This is a genomic window from Comamonas sp. A7-5 (assembly GCF_039581385.1).
In the GTDB taxonomy this organism is placed as follows: domain Bacteria; phylum Pseudomonadota; class Gammaproteobacteria; order Burkholderiales; family Burkholderiaceae_C; genus Comamonas; species Comamonas thiooxydans.
This window is the reverse complement of the sequence record NZ_JBCPWO010000002.1, coordinates 119,851-136,274: the sequence shown is the minus strand read 5'-3', so window position 1 is coordinate 136,274 and position 16,424 is coordinate 119,851. Positions and strand designations below refer to the sequence as shown.

Sequence of the window (16,424 nt, the reverse complement as noted above, 5' to 3'; positions counted from 1 at the left end):
CACAAACAAGAGAACGAAAGAGAGAACAAAAAAAGCCCGCCAACCAATCGGCCAGCGGGCTTTCGCCGTCAAGCGACTCAACGGCCTTACTCGGCAGCCTCCACAGAGGTCTCCGCGCGCACATCGAACTCCACCTTCCAGCGCTCGCTGCCGCCCACGGGCACGGCATTGAGCTCCAGGGTGCCGATATCGGTCACGCGCGCCTCCAGGGTCACGGGCACCACCTCGCCGGCAGCGCGGCCGGCGGCGGGCAGATTCAGCTCGATCTCCTGCAGCTCCACCAGCTCTTCGGGCGACCAGAAGTCCAGCATAGTGCCGACCTGGTCGGTGCGGCGCACGGACGAGCCAAAGAAGCGCAGACGCACGGGCTCGCCCACGACCAGGCCGAACTCCTCGTCAGGCAGAGCGACTTCCGTGCCCTCCTCCATGCCGAACGGTGCCAGGCACAGGGCGGACTGGGGCGGCTCCATGCCGGGGATGGCGGGCATATTGCTCTCCACACCCACGTAATAGGACTGAGCCGTTCCGCCGCGAATGCGCACGCCGCGGCCGCTGGTGGCGATATGGCCGTAATAGGCCGCACCGCGGGCCACGGCCAGATCGAGGTTGGCGCCGTCCAGCAGACGCGCAGGCTCGCAGGCCTCGTCGTCCAGCCAGCCGTTGATGACTTCCAGGATGCGCTGCTCGATCTGGGGCGCCTTGAGCACGCCGCCGTTGAACAGGATGGCCGTGGGATGCAAAAAGGTGGAGCCGTCGATCTGATCGCCCCTCAGGCCCTCGATCTCGGCCAGCGCATGAACCTGGCGGCTCAGAAAGGCCGCCAGGTGGCGTGTGACGGCGGCATCTTGCGCATAGGGCAGGCCCAGCTGCGTGAGCGCGCCGCGCGCGCGGGTCTTGGGCTTGTCGCTGACGGCCACCTTGGGGAAAAAGCCCTCGACCAGCATGGCCAGCACTTCATCACGCGTGACTTCGGTACGGATGCTGCCGCCGATGAGCTTGCTGCCCCGGCTGGGCACAACCACGGGCACGGCCTGCAAATTGGCGTCGGCCAGCAATTGCTCCTTGGCTGCGCGGCAGCCATGGGCCAGCGCCCGGGTTTGCCAAGCATCGAGCTGCTTGCCTTCGGCCGCCAGCTTGCGTGCAACGCCGTAGGCCAGGGCCAGGTCCATGTTGTCGCCGCCCAGCAGAATGTGTTCGCCCACGGCAATGCGCTGCAGCTCCAGATTGCCATCGCGCTCCAGCACGGCGATCAGCGAGAGGTCGGTGGTGCCGCCGCCCACGTCCACGACGAGGATGATGTCGCCATGCTTGACCTGCTTGCGCCACTGGCCGCCACTGGCCTGGATCCAGCTGTAAAGCGCGGCTTGAGGTTCTTCGAGCAGTGTCAGCCTGGCAAAGCCCGCGGCCCTGCAGGCCTCGGCCGTCAACTCGCGCGCGGCGGGGTCGAACGATGCGGGGATGGTGACGGTGATGTCCTGCTGGGCAAACGGGGCCTCGGGATGGGCCTGCTCCCAGGCGCGGCGCAGATGCTCGAGATAGCGGGTTGAAGCGGTCAGCGGCGAAATGCGGCTGACTTCCTCGGGTGCATCGGCGGGGAGAATGCCTGCGCGGCGATCGACGCCGGGGTGGCAGAGCCAGCTCTTGGCGCTGCTGACCAGACGGATGGGCGTGGCTGCGCCGCGGATGCGGGCGAATTCGCCGGTGATGAAGTCGCCGGGTGCACCGGGCAAGCTGCGCTCGGCTTCGGTCAGCTCGCTTTCGTGCGGCAGATAGAGAAAGGACGGCAGCAGTGGCCTGGCCTCGACACTGCCGGGAGCCGTGAGCTGGGGAATGTCCAGCACGCCCTGCACCACCTTCTCGCCATCGCTGGCGGTCTTGTTCACATAGGACAGCGCGCAGTGGGTGGTGCCCAGATCGATGCCGATGCTGTAGCTAGCGCCGGCAGACGGGGCGTCGGCCTGGCCTGCAATGCTTTGTGGCTGAGCAGCGGCAGCCACGGAATCAGGAGTGCTCGCAGCTTGACTGGCCGCACCCGATGCGGCGATGGAGGCAAACATATTCATGGATCACAGCTCCACTTCGGCTTGGGCGATGACCTTGGCGGCCTGAATGTCGGTGAGCTGGGGCAGCTTGACCTGCGTCACCAGCCAGCCGCGATGGGACAGCGTGCCGGTAAACGGCGGCTGGCCGACCACATTGCCCGTCAGTCGCACGGCAGCAGCGTCAAAACCGGCCTGCAAAGTGATGCGCGAGCCTTCGGCTTCGCTGCAAACGGGGGAGAGCGTGAAATGCTCGCGCAGCACCTTGCGGCAGCCCTCATGCACCACGCGCGCGGCCGCGCCGATCTCGGCATCGGTATAGGGCGTGACGTCTTCCTGGATGAAGTCCACAAAACGGGCCTCGCGCTGCATCAGGCCCAGCAGTTGCAGGGCGGCGCTGTCGGTGGCGACGAGCTTTTCCACTTCGACGGTTTTTTCGATCAGCTTCTCGACCGGAACCTCGACGCGCTTCTCGACGGTCTTTTCCACGATTTTTTCGACCGGCACTTCGACGCGAACCTCGACGATCTTCTCGACCGGCACTTCCACGCGTACTTCCCTGGGGGCGACGTCGGCGGCAAAAGCCTCACCGGCGCGCACACGACTCACGTCGGCGGCCAGGCGACCGTTACCGAGAATGGCAAAGAAACTGCCGATCGCGATGGCGATGCGGCTCAGGAATGAGGGGGGGGTATTGGCAGTCATGGAGTCTGTCTCAAAACAGGTTCACGCATGCAGAGTCATTCTGTGGCGCCCTTGCGGGCGGCGCTGCGCGAACCGAAAACGGAGCCGGACCAGGCGGCAGCGACACGGCCGGCCCTGGCGGCACAAGGCTGGACGCGCCGCAAGCGATGCGCGCGGGCCTGTGCAACAGGCGCAGATATTACCCAAAAAGCCCGGTCAGCCCTCCCGCTATGGCTTTGCCACGCCGGCTGCCGCACCTGGACACGCGCTGCCGGGTCATACGCCGCAAGCATGACCTTCTTCCGTTTCATCGTTATGAAACCGCTGCCATTTGCCGGATAGTTGATGCAGGATCTTGACAAACAGGCCGCTCCGGCAACGGGTCTTGCCGATTCATGGGCTGCAGGCAATGCGCGGCACCATGGACGAGCGCACAACAATTGCATTGCGTTTTCGATACGCCCACTTCCCGAGGAGACTTCCCCCATGCGCCTGATGACCGCGAACATAACGCTGGCATGTACCGCCCTTGTAGCCGCCATGGCCGCCTCCGGCGTCCAGGCCCAGACCGCCTCCGGCAGCACGCTGGAAAAGCTGCAAAAGACCGGCAAGGTGGTCATAGGCGTGCGCGAAAGCTCGGCCCCCATGGCCTATGCCATAGGCGCCAACCACCGCTTCACCGGCTACCACGTGGAGTTGTGCGAAAAGGTGCTGGCCCAGATCGCGCCCAGCGCCAAGATCGAATACATGGCCATCACCGCGCAGAACACCATGCCTCTGGTGCAGAACGGCACGGTGGATCTGGGCTGCGGCCCCACGACCAACAACCTCAGCCGCCAGAAGCAGGTCTCGTTTGCCGTCACCACCTATGTCAGCCAGGTGCGCATGGCCGTGCGCGCAGACTCTCCCGTGACCTCGTTCAAGCAGCTGGACGGCAAGACCGTGGCAGCTTCGGCGGGGACCACCGCCGTGCAGCTGCTGCGCAAATACAGCCATGACAACAATGTCAAGCTGCCGACCCAGCTGGGCAAGGACCATTTCGAGAGTTTTCTGATGCTGGAGTCGGGCCGCGCGGATGCTTTTGTGCTTGACGACAATCTGCTGGCCGGCGTGATCGCCAACTCCAAGGACCCCAGGGGCTACAAGATCGTGGGCGAGGCGCTGGGATCGGAGCCCATCGCGCTGCTGATGCGCAAGGACGATCCCGGCTTCAAGAAGGCCGTGGACGATGCCCTGGTGCGCATGATGAAGTCCGGCGAGGTGGCGAAGATCTACGACAAGTGGTTTATGCAGCCCATTCCACCCAAGGAAATGCCGCTGAACCTGCCCATGAGCGAGACGCTCAAGCAGTTGCTGCAAGTGCCCAATGACAAGCCGCTGGAAGCCTACAACAGCTGAAACGACCGCAAGCCTGCACCTGGAGTCATGCTTTATTGATAGCTAGTTGCGCTTTTTGAGCAATCATTTCAGGCATATTCATAGCTGAATTCATTGAAGGAGCTGCGCTGACAGCTCCTTTTTTATTACAGCTGCACAGAGCAAGCAAACTCCTGCGCGACCTGCTTGAGCCAGCCCTGGAAAGCCTGCAGCGGCGGATAGGCCGAGCGGCTGGTCGGCCAGGCCAGGTAGTAACGCTCAGCACTTTCCACCTCGGGCAGCTGCGGCAGGGCCTGGACCAGATCGCCGGTCTGCAGCTCGCGCTGGATCAAAAACTTGGGCAGCAGCGCCACGCCCACGCCAGCAATTGCCGCCTGCGCCGCCGTGGCGAACTGATCGAACAGCATGCCCTGCATATCGCCGCCCTGGCAGCCCTGGCTGCCGAACCAGCGCTGCCAGGCGTCGGGGCGCGAAGCCAGATGCAGCAGCGGCGCGCGCAGCAGGTCCTGGGGCCGGGCAAAACCATGGCGGGCCGCCACATCGGGGCTGCAGGCCGGCACCACGGTCTCACTCATGAGGAACTCCAGCTCCGCGCCCGGCCAGTTCGGCAAGCCGAAATGAATGGCCGCATCGACGGCCTCGAGCTGGAAATCGAACTGCGACAGCCGCGTTGTCAGATTGATGGTGATGCCCGGATGAGCGCTGAAGAACTGCGGCAGCCGTGGCGCCAGCCAGCGCGTGCCGAAGGTCGGCAGGATGGCCAGGTTCAGGCTGCCGCCCTGCGGATTGGTGCGAAAGCCCAGCGTGGCATTGGAGATGCGCGCCAGGGCAGCGCGTATCTCCTGCGCATAGGCCTGGCCCGCAGCGCTCAGGCGCACGGTCTGGCGCTCGCGCACGAACAGCTCGGTGCCCAGGCGCTCCTCCAGCGCGCGGATCTGGCGGCTGACGGCGCTTTGCGTCAGATGCAGCTCGGCGGCCGCCGCGGTAAAGCTCTGGTGCCGCGCCGAGGCCTCGAAGGCGCAGAGCAGGGACATGGGGGGCAGAAAGCGACGGGATAACTGCATGGCGGCAAGGATGTGGGAGGGATTCGGATGCAGGTTCATTCCGTCCGGGTATGACCTGCAGGCCGGATTATCGTTTGACCAAAGTCATGACGACGCAGAACATGCTGCATATTCCTGCGGCCCCGCCAGCGGCGCGGCCATCCCACGAACCCCTGCCCTTCTGTTTTGTAATGAGCGCCACGCCCCACGCCTCTTCCACCGCAGCCCGCTTTGTCAGCGTCAACGAGATCCGCACGCGCTTCTCGCGTGCCATGTCCGAGATGTACCGCAAGGAAGTGCCGCAATACGGCACCCTGATCGACCTTGTGGCCGATGTCAACGCCGTGGCGCTGCAGGCCGACCCCGAGATGCGCCAGCGCATGGGCAAAAGCGGCGAGCTCGAACGCCTGGATGTGGAGCGCCATGGCGCCATCCGCGTGGGCACGGCCGAGGAACTGGCTACGCTGCGCCGCCTGTTCGCCGTGATGGGCATGGAGCCCGTGGGCTATTACGACCTCTCGGTGGCCGGCGTTCCCGTGCACTCCACGGCCTTTCGCCCCGTGCACGACGAGGCACTGCTGGCCAACCCGTTTCGCGTCTTCACCTCGCTGCTGCGCCTGGAGCTGATTGCCGATGCAGCGCTGCGCGCGCAGGCCGCCGAGATCCTCGAGCGCCGCAGCATCTTCACGCCACGCGCACTGGAGCTCATTGCCCAGGCCGAGCGTGACGGAGGCCTGGACAGCAGCGACGCCGACGCCTTTGTGCAGCAGGCCCTGGAGACCTTCCGCTGGCACAGCGACGCCACCGTGGATGCCGCCACCTACAAGGCCCTGCAGCAAGCCCACCGCCTGGTGGCCGATGTGGTGTGCTTCAAGGGCCCGCACATCAACCATCTGACGCCACGCACGCTGGACATAGACATGGCCCAGGCCGATATGCCCACGCGCGGCATGGATGCCAAGGACGTGGTCGAAGGCCCGCCACAGCGCGCCTGCCCCATCCTGCTGCGCCAGACCAGCTTCAAGGCACTCAAGGAGGCCGTGCGCTTTACCGATGCCGACGCCAACGCGGACAGTTCCGGCGCCCATACCGCGCGCTTTGGCGAGATCGAGCAGCGCGGTGTCGCGCTGACACGCAAGGGCCGCGCCCTGTACGACGAGCTGCTGGGCCTGGTGCGCGGCATAGACAGCGCGGGCAGCGCCGCGCCCGACTATGCACACCGCCTGCAGCAGGTCTTCACGCAGTTTCCCGATACGCACGAACAATTGCGCCGCCAGGGCCTGGCCTTCTACCGCTACCGCCTGACCGGGCAGGCTCAGGCCTCGCTTGCTCAAAGCCCTGCCGGTGCAGACCTGGAAGCACTGATCGACCGGGGTCTGGTGCAGGCCGAGCCGATTACCTATGAAGATTTTCTACCCGTGAGCGCGGCCGGCATCTTCCAGTCCAACCTCGGCGGCGAGGAGCAAAAGCAATACCAGGCCCATGCCGCGCAGCAGGTCTTCGAAAGCGCGCTGGGCGCGCGCGTGCATGATGAAATCGCCCTGTACGAGGCCTCCGAGCAGCAATCCAGGGCCCAGGTTCTCGCAATGCTGTCGGGAGCGACAGCATGAGTCGGGACAGCACACTGGCGCCCTTTGCAGCGGTGTTTGCCGAGCCTGCGGGATCGCCGATACGCGAGCTGTTTCCCTATCTCTCGCGCCCCGGCATGATCTCGCTGGCCGGCGGCTATCCATCGCCAAGCCTCTTCGATGCCGAGGGCCTGGCCCAGGCTGCACAGCAGGCCATGGCCCAGGGCCCCGGCGCGCTGCAGTATGGCGCCACCGAAGGCCTGGGCGAACTGCGCGAGGCCCTGGCGCAGCAGGCGCGCGAGCGCGGCATGCAGGCGACGGCCGCCGACATCCTCGTGACCACCGGATCGCAGCAGGCCTTTGACCTGCTGGTGCGCGTGCTCGTCGAGCCCGGCGACACGGTGCTGGTCGAGGTGCCTGCCTATCCCGCCACGCTGCAGGCCCTGCGTCTTGCCCAGGCGCGCATCCTGCCCATTCCCATGGACGAACAAGGCCTGCAGACCGAGGCCCTGGCCGATTTGCTGGACACACTGCCGGCCGGCCAGCGCCCCAAGCTGCTCTACACCGTGCCAAACTTCTCCAACCCGCGCGGCACGCTGCTGGCGCAGGAACGCCGCGAGGCCCTGGTGCAACTGGCCCGGCAACACGGCTTCTGGGTGGTCGAGGACGATCCCTATGGCGAGCTGCGCTTCGACGAACCCAGCGGCATCCACCAAGCCATGCCGGGCACCGTGCGTGCCGCGGGCGAGCGGCTGGCCGAGCCCGGCTCCAACCCCGTCATCTATCTGTCCAGCCTGTCCAAGACCGTGGCCCCCGCGCTGCGCGTGGGCTGGATGCTGGCCGACGCACCGCTGCTGCGCCGCTGCACGGTGGCCAAGCAGACGGCCGATCTGTGCACCTCGCCGCTGACGCAGTCGGTCGCTGCCTTCTATCTGGCCAGCGGCCGCTACCCGGCCACCGTGCAGCGCGCACGCCAGGAATACCAGCGCCGCATGCAGGCCCTGGTCCAGGGCCTGAACGCTGCACCGGACAGCGGCATACGCTGCTCGCGCCCCGCGGGCGGCATGTTCGTCTGGGCCGAGCTGGACCGCAGCATAGATCCGCAAAAGCTCTTCGACGCCGCCGTGGCCCGGGGCGTGATCTATGTGCCTGGCAAGGCCTTCTATCCTGCCGATCCCGACCTGCACACGCTGCGCATGTCGTTTGCCGCGCCCGAGGTGCCGCAGATCGCGCAGGCCGTAGAGCGCTTGTGCCAGGCCGCCGCGCAAAGCCGCTGAGATAAAGCACCCTCTGTGCCGCTTCGCGTCTTCCCCCTCTCTGGCTTCGCCGGAGGGGACGGCACCGACGCTGCGGGGCGGCCCTTGCGCGGCGCCCGGCCATGCACAGCGCCATGAAACAACGGACAAGCAGGGGGTCATCTGCACCGGCCCGGGCCGCGCGGCATAATCGGGGCTCAGACATCTTCTTAGCCATGGCCTGCCTGCACCTGTCCACCGCTGCCCGCCTGCGCCGCTCTGCCCTTGCTGCAGAGCTGCCGGCGCGTGCCTGCGTGCTGCGTGCGCTGCACACCCGCCGCCATGGCATTCCCACCGCATTCGTGAGCCTGAGCGGTGTCACGGCCATGCTTTCCGCCGCCGTGCGGATGGCTTGAAGCACACAGCTCACATCCTCCGCACGGCCTTCCCAAACAGCATTTCCCTGGTGCATGGGAGAGGTACGTCCACGCCTAAGGCGTCCGTACTGTCACGCGCACCGCATCTTGCTCAAAGGACGATCCGGAGGTCAGCCATGGACATGGAACTCACTCAAAATTTCTTGCGCGGCAAAAACCCATGTGCCATGGGCTACCGCTGGTTTGTGCGCAACAACCTGGCCGGCGGCGACTACCAGGCCGCCATGGACACCCAGGTGGCCGCCGGCCGCGTGGAAGATGCACGCTGGCTGCTGGAGAACTTCGGCTCCACCAACAGCGTGCTGGAGCTCGAGCACCTGGAGGCCGACAACTTCGTCTATGCCGGCACCCTGATCGTGCACGGCGATGTGCGCGTCCCCGGCCAGTTGCTGGTGGGCCGCAGCCTGGAGGCGGGCGGCGGAATACGCGCGGGCAAGCTGGAAGCGGGCGAAGAGATTCAATGCGGCGGCGCCATCTTCGCCGGTGAATTGCTCCAGGCCGGCGGCAGCATCAAGGCGGCCTGGAGCGTGGAAGTCGAGGGCGAGCTGCGCGCCGAAGACCTGCGCTGCGGCTGGGAACTGCGCGGCGGCAGCCACGTGAAGCTCAAGGGCAATGCCCATATCGGCCAGGAAGTGCAGGTGCAAGGCGATATGCACTGCGGCAAGGGCCTGAAGGCAGGCGGCGCCATCGAGGTGCAGGGCCTGCTCGATGTAGGCCATGGCATTGCCGGCAACGACGGCATTCTGTGCGGCAACCATATTCAGGCCGGCTGGGGTATCAAGGCACAGGGCGATATCCGCGCGGCCTGCAGCATCCGCAGCGGCGAGACCCTGCAGGCTGATGGCGAGATCGCGGCCGGCCCGGGCTATGGAGTGTTTGCCGGCATGAATGTACAGATGCAAGCCTGGCCCGACTGCGCCTGGGTGCGTGCGCTCAAAAAGCCCGAGGCGCTGATCAGCGGCTTCTGGGAAGGCCGGCCGACCTTCGCCTAGACGCTGGCCGGGTTACCGGGCAAACAGGCAAAATAGCCGTTTTGACCCAAGGCCAGCGCCCGGCGCCCGCCTGTTGATAAGAGAGTCTGCCCCGTGTTTACCGGCATCATTCAGGCCGTGGCAAAGATTGCCGCGCTGCGCGACCAGGACGGCCTGCGCACCTTCATCATGGAGTTCCCCGAAGGCTTCTGCCAGGACCTGGCCATTGGCGCCAGCGTCTCGCATGACGGCGTCTGCCTGACGGTGACCGAAAACCTCTCGCCCACCAGCGCCAGCTTTGATGTGATGCTGCAAAGCCTGAACATCACCACGCTGGGCAGCTGCAAGGCCGGCGACACGCTCAATGTGGAGCGCGCCGCCAGGGACGGTGCCGAGATTGGCGGCCACCCCTTGTCGGGCCATGTGGACTTCATGGCGCCGCTGCTGGAGGTGATGCAGACCGAGACCAACCACAAGATCCGCTTCGGCATTCCCGAGGCCTTTCGCCCCTATGTGTTTGCCAAGGGCTATATCGCCGTCAACGGCGCCAGCCTGACGGTGGCCGAGGTAAATCGCAAGGAAGGCTGGTTCGAGGTCTGGCTGATTCCCGAAACCCTGCGCATGACGGTGTTCGGCAACAAGAAGGTCGGCGATCTGGTCAATATCGAGATCGAACGCAGCACCCAGGTGGTAGTCGATACCGTGCGCGAAACCGTGGAAGCCAGCCTGGGCCGGCTCAAGCCCGTGCTCGAAGCCCTGCTGCAGGAAAAAGGCCTGAGCCTCGACGATTTCGTGGATGTGCCGCAACTGCCCAAGCAATAGCCCCAGGTCAGGGGCAAACGTCAGAACATCTTCCGGCGCCCACCCCATGCCCTCTTTTCAGAGAGCCGGTTTGAAGCGCTTGAGCCGCAGCGCGTTGGAAAGCACGAATACGCTCGAAAGCGCCATGGCTCCGGCCGCAAACACCGGCGACAGCAACATGCCGTTGAACGGATAGAGCAGACCTGCCGCCACCGGTATCAGCGCCACGTTGTAGGCAAAGGCCCAGAACAGGTTCTCGCCGATGTTCTTCATGGTGGCCTTGGACAGCGCAATCGCATTCGGCACGCCCGAAAGATCGCCCGACATCAGCACCACATCGGCCGCCTCGATCGCGATATCGGTGCCCGTGCCTATGGCGATGCCCACATCGGCCTCGGCCAGGGCCGGCGCGTCGTTGATGCCGTCGCCCACATAGGCCAGCGTGCCATGTTCGGCCTTGAGGCGCTTCACGCTCTCGACCTTGCCGCCTGGCAGGACCTCGGCCACCACCTCGTCAATGCCCAGCTGCCGGGCAATCGCCTCGGCCGTGTGGCGGTTGTCGCCGGTAATCATGGCCACCTTCAGGCCCAGTGCGTGCAGGGCATCGATCGCGGGCTTGGTGCTGGGCTTGATGGGATCGGCTACGGCAATCATGGCTGCCACCTTGCCGCCGATGGCGGCATACAGCGGCGTCTTGCCTTCGCTGCCCAGGCGCTCGGCCTCGGCCGCAAAGCCCTCAACGCTCAGGCCGAGTTCGCGCATGAAGCGGTCTGCACCGATCTCCACCTGATCGCCAAGCACCAGGGCACGCACGCCGAAACCGGTCACCGATGCGAAGTCGCTGATGGCCGGAACCTCCAGCCCCTCGGCCTTGGCCGCATCGACAATGGCGCGCGCAATCGGATGCTCGCTGCGGTCTTCCACGGCAGCCACCTGCGCCAGCACCGCGCCGCGCTCAAAGCCGTCGGCCAGCACCAGGTCGGTCAGCTCGGGACGGCCACGGGTCAGCGTGCCGGTCTTGTCCACCGCCACCACCCTGGCATCCTTGAGTTGCTGCAGTGCCTCGCCCTTGCGCAGCAACACTCCCATTTGCGCGGCACGGCCGGTGCCCACCATGATGGAAGTCGGCGTGGCCAGCCCCATGGCACAGGGGCAGGCAATGATGAGCACGGCCACCGCATTGACCAGGGCAAAGCTCAGCGCAGGATCGGGACCCCAGACCAGCCAGATCACAAAAGTCAGCAGGGCCGCCGCCATGACGGCCGGCACAAACCACATGGTGATCTTGTCCACCAGCGCCTGGATCGGCAGCTTGCTGCCCTGGGCCTGCTCCACCATGCGGATGATCTGCGCCAGCAGCGTATCGGCGCCCACCTTGGTGGCTCTGAAAGCCAACGCGCCATTCTGATTGACCGTGCCGCCCACCACTTCGGCGCCTTCCGCCTTCTCGACCGGAACGGGCTCGCCGCTGATCATGGATTCGTCGACAAAGCTGCGGCCTTCGATGACCTCGCCATCGACGGGAATGCGCTCGCCGGGGCGCACGTCGATCACATCGCCGGCACGCACCTGGGCGATATCGACTTCCTGGACCAGGCCGCCCTTGCGCACGCGCGCCGTCTTGGCCTGCAACTGCACCAGGCGGCGAATGGCCTCCGAGGTATTGCCCTTGGCACGCGCCTCCAGAAAGCGGCCCAGCAGGATCAGCGCCACGATAACGGCCGCGGCTTCGAAGTACACATTCACGGTGCCTGCAGGCAGCCATTGCGGCACAAAGGTCGCGACCACCGAATAGGCAAACGCCGCCGAGGTGCCCACGGCGACCAGCGAATTCATGTCGGGCGCAGCGCGCAGCAGGGCGGGCACGCCTTTATCGAAGAAGCGCCGACCCGGCCCGAACAGCACCACGGCCGTCAGCGCAAACTGGATATACCAGCTGTTCTGCGTGCCGATACTGCCCGCAATCCAGTGGTGGAATGCGGGCACCATGTGACCGCCCATTTCCAGCAGAAACACGGGCAGTGCGAACACGGTCGCAAAGATCAGCGAGCGCTTGAGCGACTCGCGCTCCTGCGCCTGGCGCTGGGCTGCGGCGTCCTCCCCGGTTGCGGCAACGTTGTGCAGCACGGGTTGGGCTTCATAGCCGGCCTTTTCTATCGCTGCAATCAAGCTGCTCACATCCACGCTGCCCTGCAGCTGCACGCTGGCACGCTCGGTCGCAAGATTCACCACCGCATCCTGCACTCCGGGCACTTTCTTGAGCGCCCGCTCCACGCGGCCCACACAGGACGCGCAGGTCATGCCGCCCACCTGCAAGTCCACGCTTTGCGCGGGTACTGCATAACCTGCTTTTTCAATCGCCGCCACGGCCTGCGGCAGGATGGCCGCAGCCTGCGCCGGATCGGCCACGGTGAGGCTGGCTTTTTCCGTGGCCAGATTGACCACGGCCTCCTGCACACCGGGCACTTTCTTGAGCGCCCGCTCCACCCGGCCCACGCAGGAAGCGCAGGTCATTCCTTCCACAGACAGCTCAAAGGCTCCGCTTTTGGTCAGTGCATTCATCGCGTTCTCCATTCACGTTGAAGGCCACTGTAGAGATTGACATCATGTAAAGGTCAACCCCCCGGCAAAAACCTCTGCAGCAAGGGTGCAAACATGCGGCGGTTCAATCTGTGATTTCGGGCAGTCCGAAGTGCTTGAGCAGGTACGACTCGGCCTGCGCAAGCATGGCCTGCAGGCCATGCCGTGTGGAACTTGCCATATGCGGCGTCAGCACCGTATTGGGCAGATCCATCAAGGCTTCGGGCACTTGCGGCTCATGCACGAACACATCGAGCGCCGCAGCCGCAATCGTGCGCTCCTGCAACGCCTGCCGAAGCGCCTTTTCATCCACGATGGAGCCACGCCCCACATTCACCAGCACGCCCTGCGGCCCCAGGGCCTGCAGCACTTCGGCATCGATCAGCCCCCGGGTTGCAGGCCCGCCGCTGGCGCAGAGCACGAGAAAATCCACATCTGCGGCCAGCTCCAGCACACTGCCGCACCAGCGGTACGGCACATCGTTCTTGGGAGCACGCCCCGTATAGGCAATCGACATATCAAAGGCCTGCGACCGCCTGGCCACAGCACGGCCGATGCGCCCCAGGCCGACGATGCCCATGCGCTGCCCCGAAAAGCGCAAGGTGGGTGGATACCGTCCCCGCAGCCAGCGACCATGTCGCACAAACTCATTGGCCTGCACAATCTCGCGCGTGGTAGCCAGCAGCAAAGCCAGCGTGTGATCGGCGATATCTTCGGCAGAGATAGCTGGCGTATTGCACACCTGGATGCCCATCTGCTCTGCGGCGTCGAGATCGATGCCGTCCATCCCCACGCCAATGACCACGATCAGCTCCAGTGCAGGCCACTGCAGCAACTGCTCGCTGCCGATGACGGACTGCGCATTGCACAGCATGGCGCGCACCTGGCCGGACAGCGAGCTGCTGCGGGAGATTTCAAGCGCAGCCGCGTCTAGCAGCTCGAACTGCAGCTGCAGTCTCTCGCGCATGGCTGGCGTCAGCGTCGTGTGCAGCAGCAGCCGGGGACGCTGCGGGAGCGGTGATTCATGAATGGACATAAGAGAGCTTTCGGCAGATCGATGCAGTCCTGGCTTCCCGCTCTCAGCGGGCGGGAAGCCAGAGCGGGCTTAGTCCAGCACGCTGGGGTCTCGGCGGATTTCCTCGCGGCACATGGCTTCCCAGAGGAAGGGAAAGCCGTTGAGGTCGGTGCGCGCTCCGGTCGCCTGGATCACGGCATCGCTCAAGGGGGTGCCGCCACCGAGCACCTGCACCCGCCAGGCCAGGCGGCAGCGCCACTCCAGCGTGATGGCACGCAGATGCGCCTGTCGAATGCTCTCGCCCACCACCAGCGCACCATGATTGGCCAGCAGCGCCCATTTGCTCTGCTGGCCCAATGCTCTGGCCACGGCATTGCCCAGCTCGCGCTGCTCCACCGTGCCCCGGTATTCGTCATAGACCACGGGGTCGGTATCGACCAGGGCCGAGGTCTGGTCATAGACCGGCGGCACCTTGCCCGTGGCGGACCAGACCGAGCTCCATTCGGGATGGTTGTGGATGACCACGCGCACATCGTGGCGCTTTTCATGCACGTCCATGTGCAGCCGGATGGCCGGAGTGATGTTCCAGTCGCCCTCGATCACCTGGCCTTGCGCATCCAGCCTCAGGATGTCCGAGGCCGTCAGCTCGCTCCAGGTCAGCTCCCAGGGATTGGCCAGATAGCTGCCGTCATCCAGGCGCAGCGTGATGTGGCCCGCGATATGGTCGTTATAGCCTTCGCGCGAGAGCACGCGGCACAGCAGCGCAAGCTGCTGGCGATCACCGAGCGCTGGCAGCAGCGGCTTGCGGCCCGGGCGCGGCGCGTATCTGGACAGCAGTTCCCGGTTCAGTCCGTCGTGGCGCATGCTGCCTCCTGTCCGTTGTGCTTCTGGGCGGCAGCGCCCTGGCGTGCAAACACCGATGCACGGTGCATGCGACGCTGGTGCGGCGCATAGTCCATGATGGCGTTGTGCACCACGCTGCGGTTGTCCCAGATCACCATATCGCCCAGTACCCAGCGGTGCTTGAACAGGAACTCCACCTGCATGCAGTGCGCATGCAGATAGGCCAGGATGGCACGGCTTTCAGCCTGTGGCAGACCATCTATATGCGTGACATAGGTGGGGCTGACGTAGAGCGCCTTGCGCCCCGTGAGCGGATGCACTCTCACCATGGGGTGCAACTGGCGACGGTTTTGCGCGACCACTTCCACATAGCGCTCGTGCGTGCAGACTCCATGCTGCAGCGCCGCCGTCATGGGGCTGTTCATGTCATGCCAGGCACTCAGACCATCGAGGTACTGCTTCATCTGCGGCGACAGCGCATCGTAGGCACTGGTCATGCTGATCCAGCAGGTATCTCCACCCGTGGGCGGCAGGATGCGCGCATGGGTCATGGTGACGATGGGCGGACTGGGCAGAAAGCTTTCGTCGTGGTGCCACATATCGGCGCGGTCGCCGAGCTTGGAGTCTATGACTGTGATCTGCTCATAGCCCTGGCCCAGATTGGGATAGAAGGTATGGACTTCGGCCTCGCCAAAATGCCGGGCAATCGCCAGATGCTGGTCGGGCGTCATATCGGGCACATGCAGCACCAGTGCTTCATGTCTGAGCAGGGCGGCTTCCAACTCCTGCAAGGTTTGCGCAGACAACGGGTCTGCCAGGTCAAGCTTCAGCACTTCGGCTCCGATGCGCGGGCCGAGAATCTGAACCGAGATGGGGGATGACATGGGCTTTCTCCTCTATGGAATGTCTCGCCCGAGTGCAGCGCTTCTGTCTCCTCCACCGCGTCTGCCTCAGGCTCTGTCGGGCCGCTCCTTAGCGCTAGGATGGTGAGCAGCCTGGTACAAAGTCTAGGCAGAGGGAGTGCATTTTTCCACTCGCATTCCAGCTCCCTCAAAGACATCGCAAGTCATTGATGGAAAAAGCAAAAATCAGCGCCAACAGATAAACCGAAGACAGGACTTGCATTTCATGGAAGCGCCCACCACCCCACGCCCCAAGGACCAGTTGCCGCAACCGCGCAAACAGCCTGTGCAGGCGCGCTCCAGAGCGCTGGTTGATGCCATTGCCGAAGCCTGTTTGCGCCTTCTCGAAAAAGAGGGCGAGGACGCTCTCACGGTCAATCGCATTGCAGAAGTATCGGGTGCTGCCGTGGGCTCCATCTACCAATACTTTCCCAACAAGGAATCCATGATTGCGGCAGTGTATGAACGCCTGCTCGATCAGGAATCCGAGCAGCTTTTCCAGATGCGCGAGCAGTTGCAGGGCCTGTCGCTCGAAGCCATATTGCGCCAGATCTTTGCGAACATGATTCGGGTCGAGCAGCGCCTGCATCAGCTCAGCCATGCTTTCCACACGCGCTATCGCACGGCCTTGCATCTGGGCCTGTGGCATGCACCGCAGGCCAGCCGGGAGGAATTCATCAACACCACCTGGCTGCCACTGCTGCAGATGCATGGCTCGCAGGTACAGACCGACAACCTGCCACTGGCTGCCTATCTGCTGGGCCAGGGCCTGCGCGAGATCATTCACAGCGCCGTGCACGATGTGCCGGAGCAGGCCCGCTCACCCGAGTTTCTCGACGCACTGGTAGCCATGGCCATGAGCTGCGTGAAGCGAGGCTAGAAAAACAAAGCGCGACACAGAGGTCGCGCTTCGAGCGGGGCTGGCTATG

At 64.8% G+C, this 16,424-nt stretch carries 14 protein-coding genes; 7 read left to right on the top strand and 7 right to left on the bottom strand.

Annotated features, from left to right (window positions below):
- Positions 1-86: 86 nt before the first annotated feature.
- Both AAIL67_RS03575 and AAIL67_RS03570 read right to left on the bottom strand, forming a co-directional pair.
- The gene (locus AAIL67_RS03575) at positions 87-2,063 is read right to left on the bottom strand and encodes an Hsp70 family protein (protein WP_343483417.1); all 1,977 of its coding nucleotides are present in this window, start codon (positions 2,061-2,063) and stop codon (positions 87-89) included.
- 3 nt (positions 2,064-2,066) lie between these two features.
- The gene (locus AAIL67_RS03570; RefSeq protein ID WP_034381397.1) at positions 2,067-2,744 is read right to left on the bottom strand and encodes a DUF2760 domain-containing protein; all 678 of its coding nucleotides are present in this window, start codon (positions 2,742-2,744) and stop codon (positions 2,067-2,069) included.
- Positions 2,745-3,209: 465 nt separating this feature from the next.
- On the opposite strand from AAIL67_RS03570, the gene AAIL67_RS03565 reads away from it, so the two are divergent.
- Entirely contained in the window at positions 3,210-4,121 is a 912-nt protein-coding gene (locus AAIL67_RS03565; RefSeq protein ID WP_063661943.1) for a transporter substrate-binding domain-containing protein, read from the top strand.
- Positions 4,122-4,246: 125 nt separating this feature from the next.
- On the opposite strand, the gene AAIL67_RS03560 is transcribed toward AAIL67_RS03565, so the two are convergent.
- Positions 4,247-5,164 (bottom strand): LysR family transcriptional regulator, encoded by a 918-nt coding sequence (locus tag AAIL67_RS03560; RefSeq protein ID WP_343483416.1) that lies wholly within the window; start codon positions 5,162-5,164, stop codon positions 4,247-4,249.
- 170 nt (positions 5,165-5,334) lie between these two features.
- Between AAIL67_RS03560 and AAIL67_RS03555 the strand changes: the two genes are divergently transcribed.
- The 5 genes from AAIL67_RS03555 (at position 5,335) to AAIL67_RS03535 (ending at position 10,176) form a co-directional block, all read left to right on the top strand.
- On the top strand, positions 5,335-6,753 hold the full coding sequence (locus tag AAIL67_RS03555) for a VOC family protein (protein WP_253232567.1): 1,419 nt from the start codon (positions 5,335-5,337) through the stop codon (positions 6,751-6,753).
- Positions 6,750-7,988 carry a PLP-dependent aminotransferase family protein gene (locus tag AAIL67_RS03550; RefSeq protein WP_253232539.1) on the top strand — a complete coding sequence of 413 codons (1,239 nt, stop codon included), beginning with the start codon at positions 6,750-6,752 and terminating at the stop codon, positions 7,986-7,988. Before AAIL67_RS03555 ends, AAIL67_RS03550 begins: the two co-directional genes overlap by 4 nt.
- 194 nt (positions 7,989-8,182) lie before the next feature.
- Positions 8,183-8,362 carry a hypothetical protein gene (locus AAIL67_RS03545; RefSeq protein WP_012836954.1) on the top strand — a complete coding sequence of 60 codons (180 nt, stop codon included), beginning with the start codon at positions 8,183-8,185 and terminating at the stop codon, positions 8,360-8,362.
- Between the two features lie 143 nt (positions 8,363-8,505).
- Positions 8,506-9,375 carry a hypothetical protein gene (locus AAIL67_RS03540; RefSeq protein WP_063662116.1) on the top strand — a complete coding sequence of 290 codons (870 nt, stop codon included), beginning with the start codon at positions 8,506-8,508 and terminating at the stop codon, positions 9,373-9,375.
- Between the two features lie 93 nt (positions 9,376-9,468).
- Complete coding sequence (locus tag AAIL67_RS03535) at positions 9,469-10,176, top strand: riboflavin synthase subunit alpha (RefSeq protein WP_253232540.1); 708 nt, start codon at positions 9,469-9,471, stop codon at positions 10,174-10,176.
- Positions 10,177-10,233: 57 nt separating this feature from the next.
- Here the strand turns inward: AAIL67_RS03535 and AAIL67_RS03530 are convergent, their stop codons facing one another.
- The 4 genes from AAIL67_RS03530 to AAIL67_RS03515 all read right to left on the bottom strand — a co-directional run bounded on the left by AAIL67_RS03530 (position 10,234) and on the right by AAIL67_RS03515 (position 15,477).
- Entirely contained in the window at positions 10,234-12,717 is a 2,484-nt protein-coding gene (locus AAIL67_RS03530) for a heavy metal translocating P-type ATPase (protein ID WP_343483415.1), read from the bottom strand.
- 103 nt (positions 12,718-12,820) lie between these two features.
- On the bottom strand, positions 12,821-13,771 hold the full coding sequence (locus AAIL67_RS03525; RefSeq protein WP_063661950.1) for a 2-hydroxyacid dehydrogenase: 951 nt from the start codon (positions 13,769-13,771) through the stop codon (positions 12,821-12,823).
- A 69-nt stretch (positions 13,772-13,840) separates the two neighbouring features.
- Complete coding sequence (locus tag AAIL67_RS03520; protein WP_343483414.1) at positions 13,841-14,614, bottom strand: class II aldolase/adducin family protein; 774 nt, start codon at positions 14,612-14,614, stop codon at positions 13,841-13,843.
- The gene (locus tag AAIL67_RS03515; protein ID WP_343483413.1) at positions 14,596-15,477 is read right to left on the bottom strand and encodes a TauD/TfdA family dioxygenase; all 882 of its coding nucleotides are present in this window, start codon (positions 15,475-15,477) and stop codon (positions 14,596-14,598) included. The genes AAIL67_RS03520 and AAIL67_RS03515 overlap by 19 nt, the downstream gene beginning before the upstream one ends.
- A gap of 244 nt (positions 15,478-15,721) precedes the next feature.
- Between AAIL67_RS03515 and AAIL67_RS03510 the strand changes: the two genes are divergently transcribed.
- Entirely contained in the window at positions 15,722-16,375 is a 654-nt protein-coding gene (locus AAIL67_RS03510; protein WP_063662118.1) for a TetR/AcrR family transcriptional regulator, read from the top strand.
- Positions 16,376-16,424: the final 49 nt, after the last annotated feature.

What these genes read in the sequence shown, in the direction of transcription:
- AAIL67_RS03565 (WP_063661943.1), top strand. Translation starts at nt 3,210, where the DNA reads ATGCGCCTGATGACCGCGAACATAACGCTGGCATGTACCGCCCTTGTA.
- AAIL67_RS03575 (WP_343483417.1), bottom strand. Translation starts at nt 2,063, where the DNA reads ATGAATATGTTTGCCTCCATCGCCGCATCGGGTGCGGCCAGTCAAGCT.
- AAIL67_RS03560 (WP_343483416.1), bottom strand. Translation starts at nt 5,164, where the DNA reads ATGCAGTTATCCCGTCGCTTTCTGCCCCCCATGTCCCTGCTCTGCGCC.
- AAIL67_RS03540 (WP_063662116.1), top strand. Translation starts at nt 8,506, where the DNA reads ATGGAACTCACTCAAAATTTCTTGCGCGGCAAAAACCCATGTGCCATG.
- AAIL67_RS03545 (WP_012836954.1), top strand. Translation starts at nt 8,183, where the DNA reads ATGGCCTGCCTGCACCTGTCCACCGCTGCCCGCCTGCGCCGCTCTGCC.
- AAIL67_RS03555 (WP_253232567.1), top strand. Translation starts at nt 5,335, where the DNA reads ATGAGCGCCACGCCCCACGCCTCTTCCACCGCAGCCCGCTTTGTCAGC.
- AAIL67_RS03525 (WP_063661950.1), bottom strand. Translation starts at nt 13,771, where the DNA reads ATGTCCATTCATGAATCACCGCTCCCGCAGCGTCCCCGGCTGCTGCTG.
- AAIL67_RS03550 (WP_253232539.1), top strand. Translation starts at nt 6,750, where the DNA reads ATGAGTCGGGACAGCACACTGGCGCCCTTTGCAGCGGTGTTTGCCGAG.
- AAIL67_RS03530 (WP_343483415.1), bottom strand. Translation starts at nt 12,717, where the DNA reads ATGAATGCACTGACCAAAAGCGGAGCCTTTGAGCTGTCTGTGGAAGGA.
- AAIL67_RS03515 (WP_343483413.1), bottom strand. Translation starts at nt 15,477, where the DNA reads ATGTCATCCCCCATCTCGGTTCAGATTCTCGGCCCGCGCATCGGAGCC.
- AAIL67_RS03520 (WP_343483414.1), bottom strand. Translation starts at nt 14,614, where the DNA reads ATGCGCCACGACGGACTGAACCGGGAACTGCTGTCCAGATACGCGCCG.
- AAIL67_RS03510 (WP_063662118.1), top strand. Translation starts at nt 15,722, where the DNA reads ATGGAAGCGCCCACCACCCCACGCCCCAAGGACCAGTTGCCGCAACCG.
- AAIL67_RS03570 (WP_034381397.1), bottom strand. Translation starts at nt 2,744, where the DNA reads ATGACTGCCAATACCCCCCCCTCATTCCTGAGCCGCATCGCCATCGCG.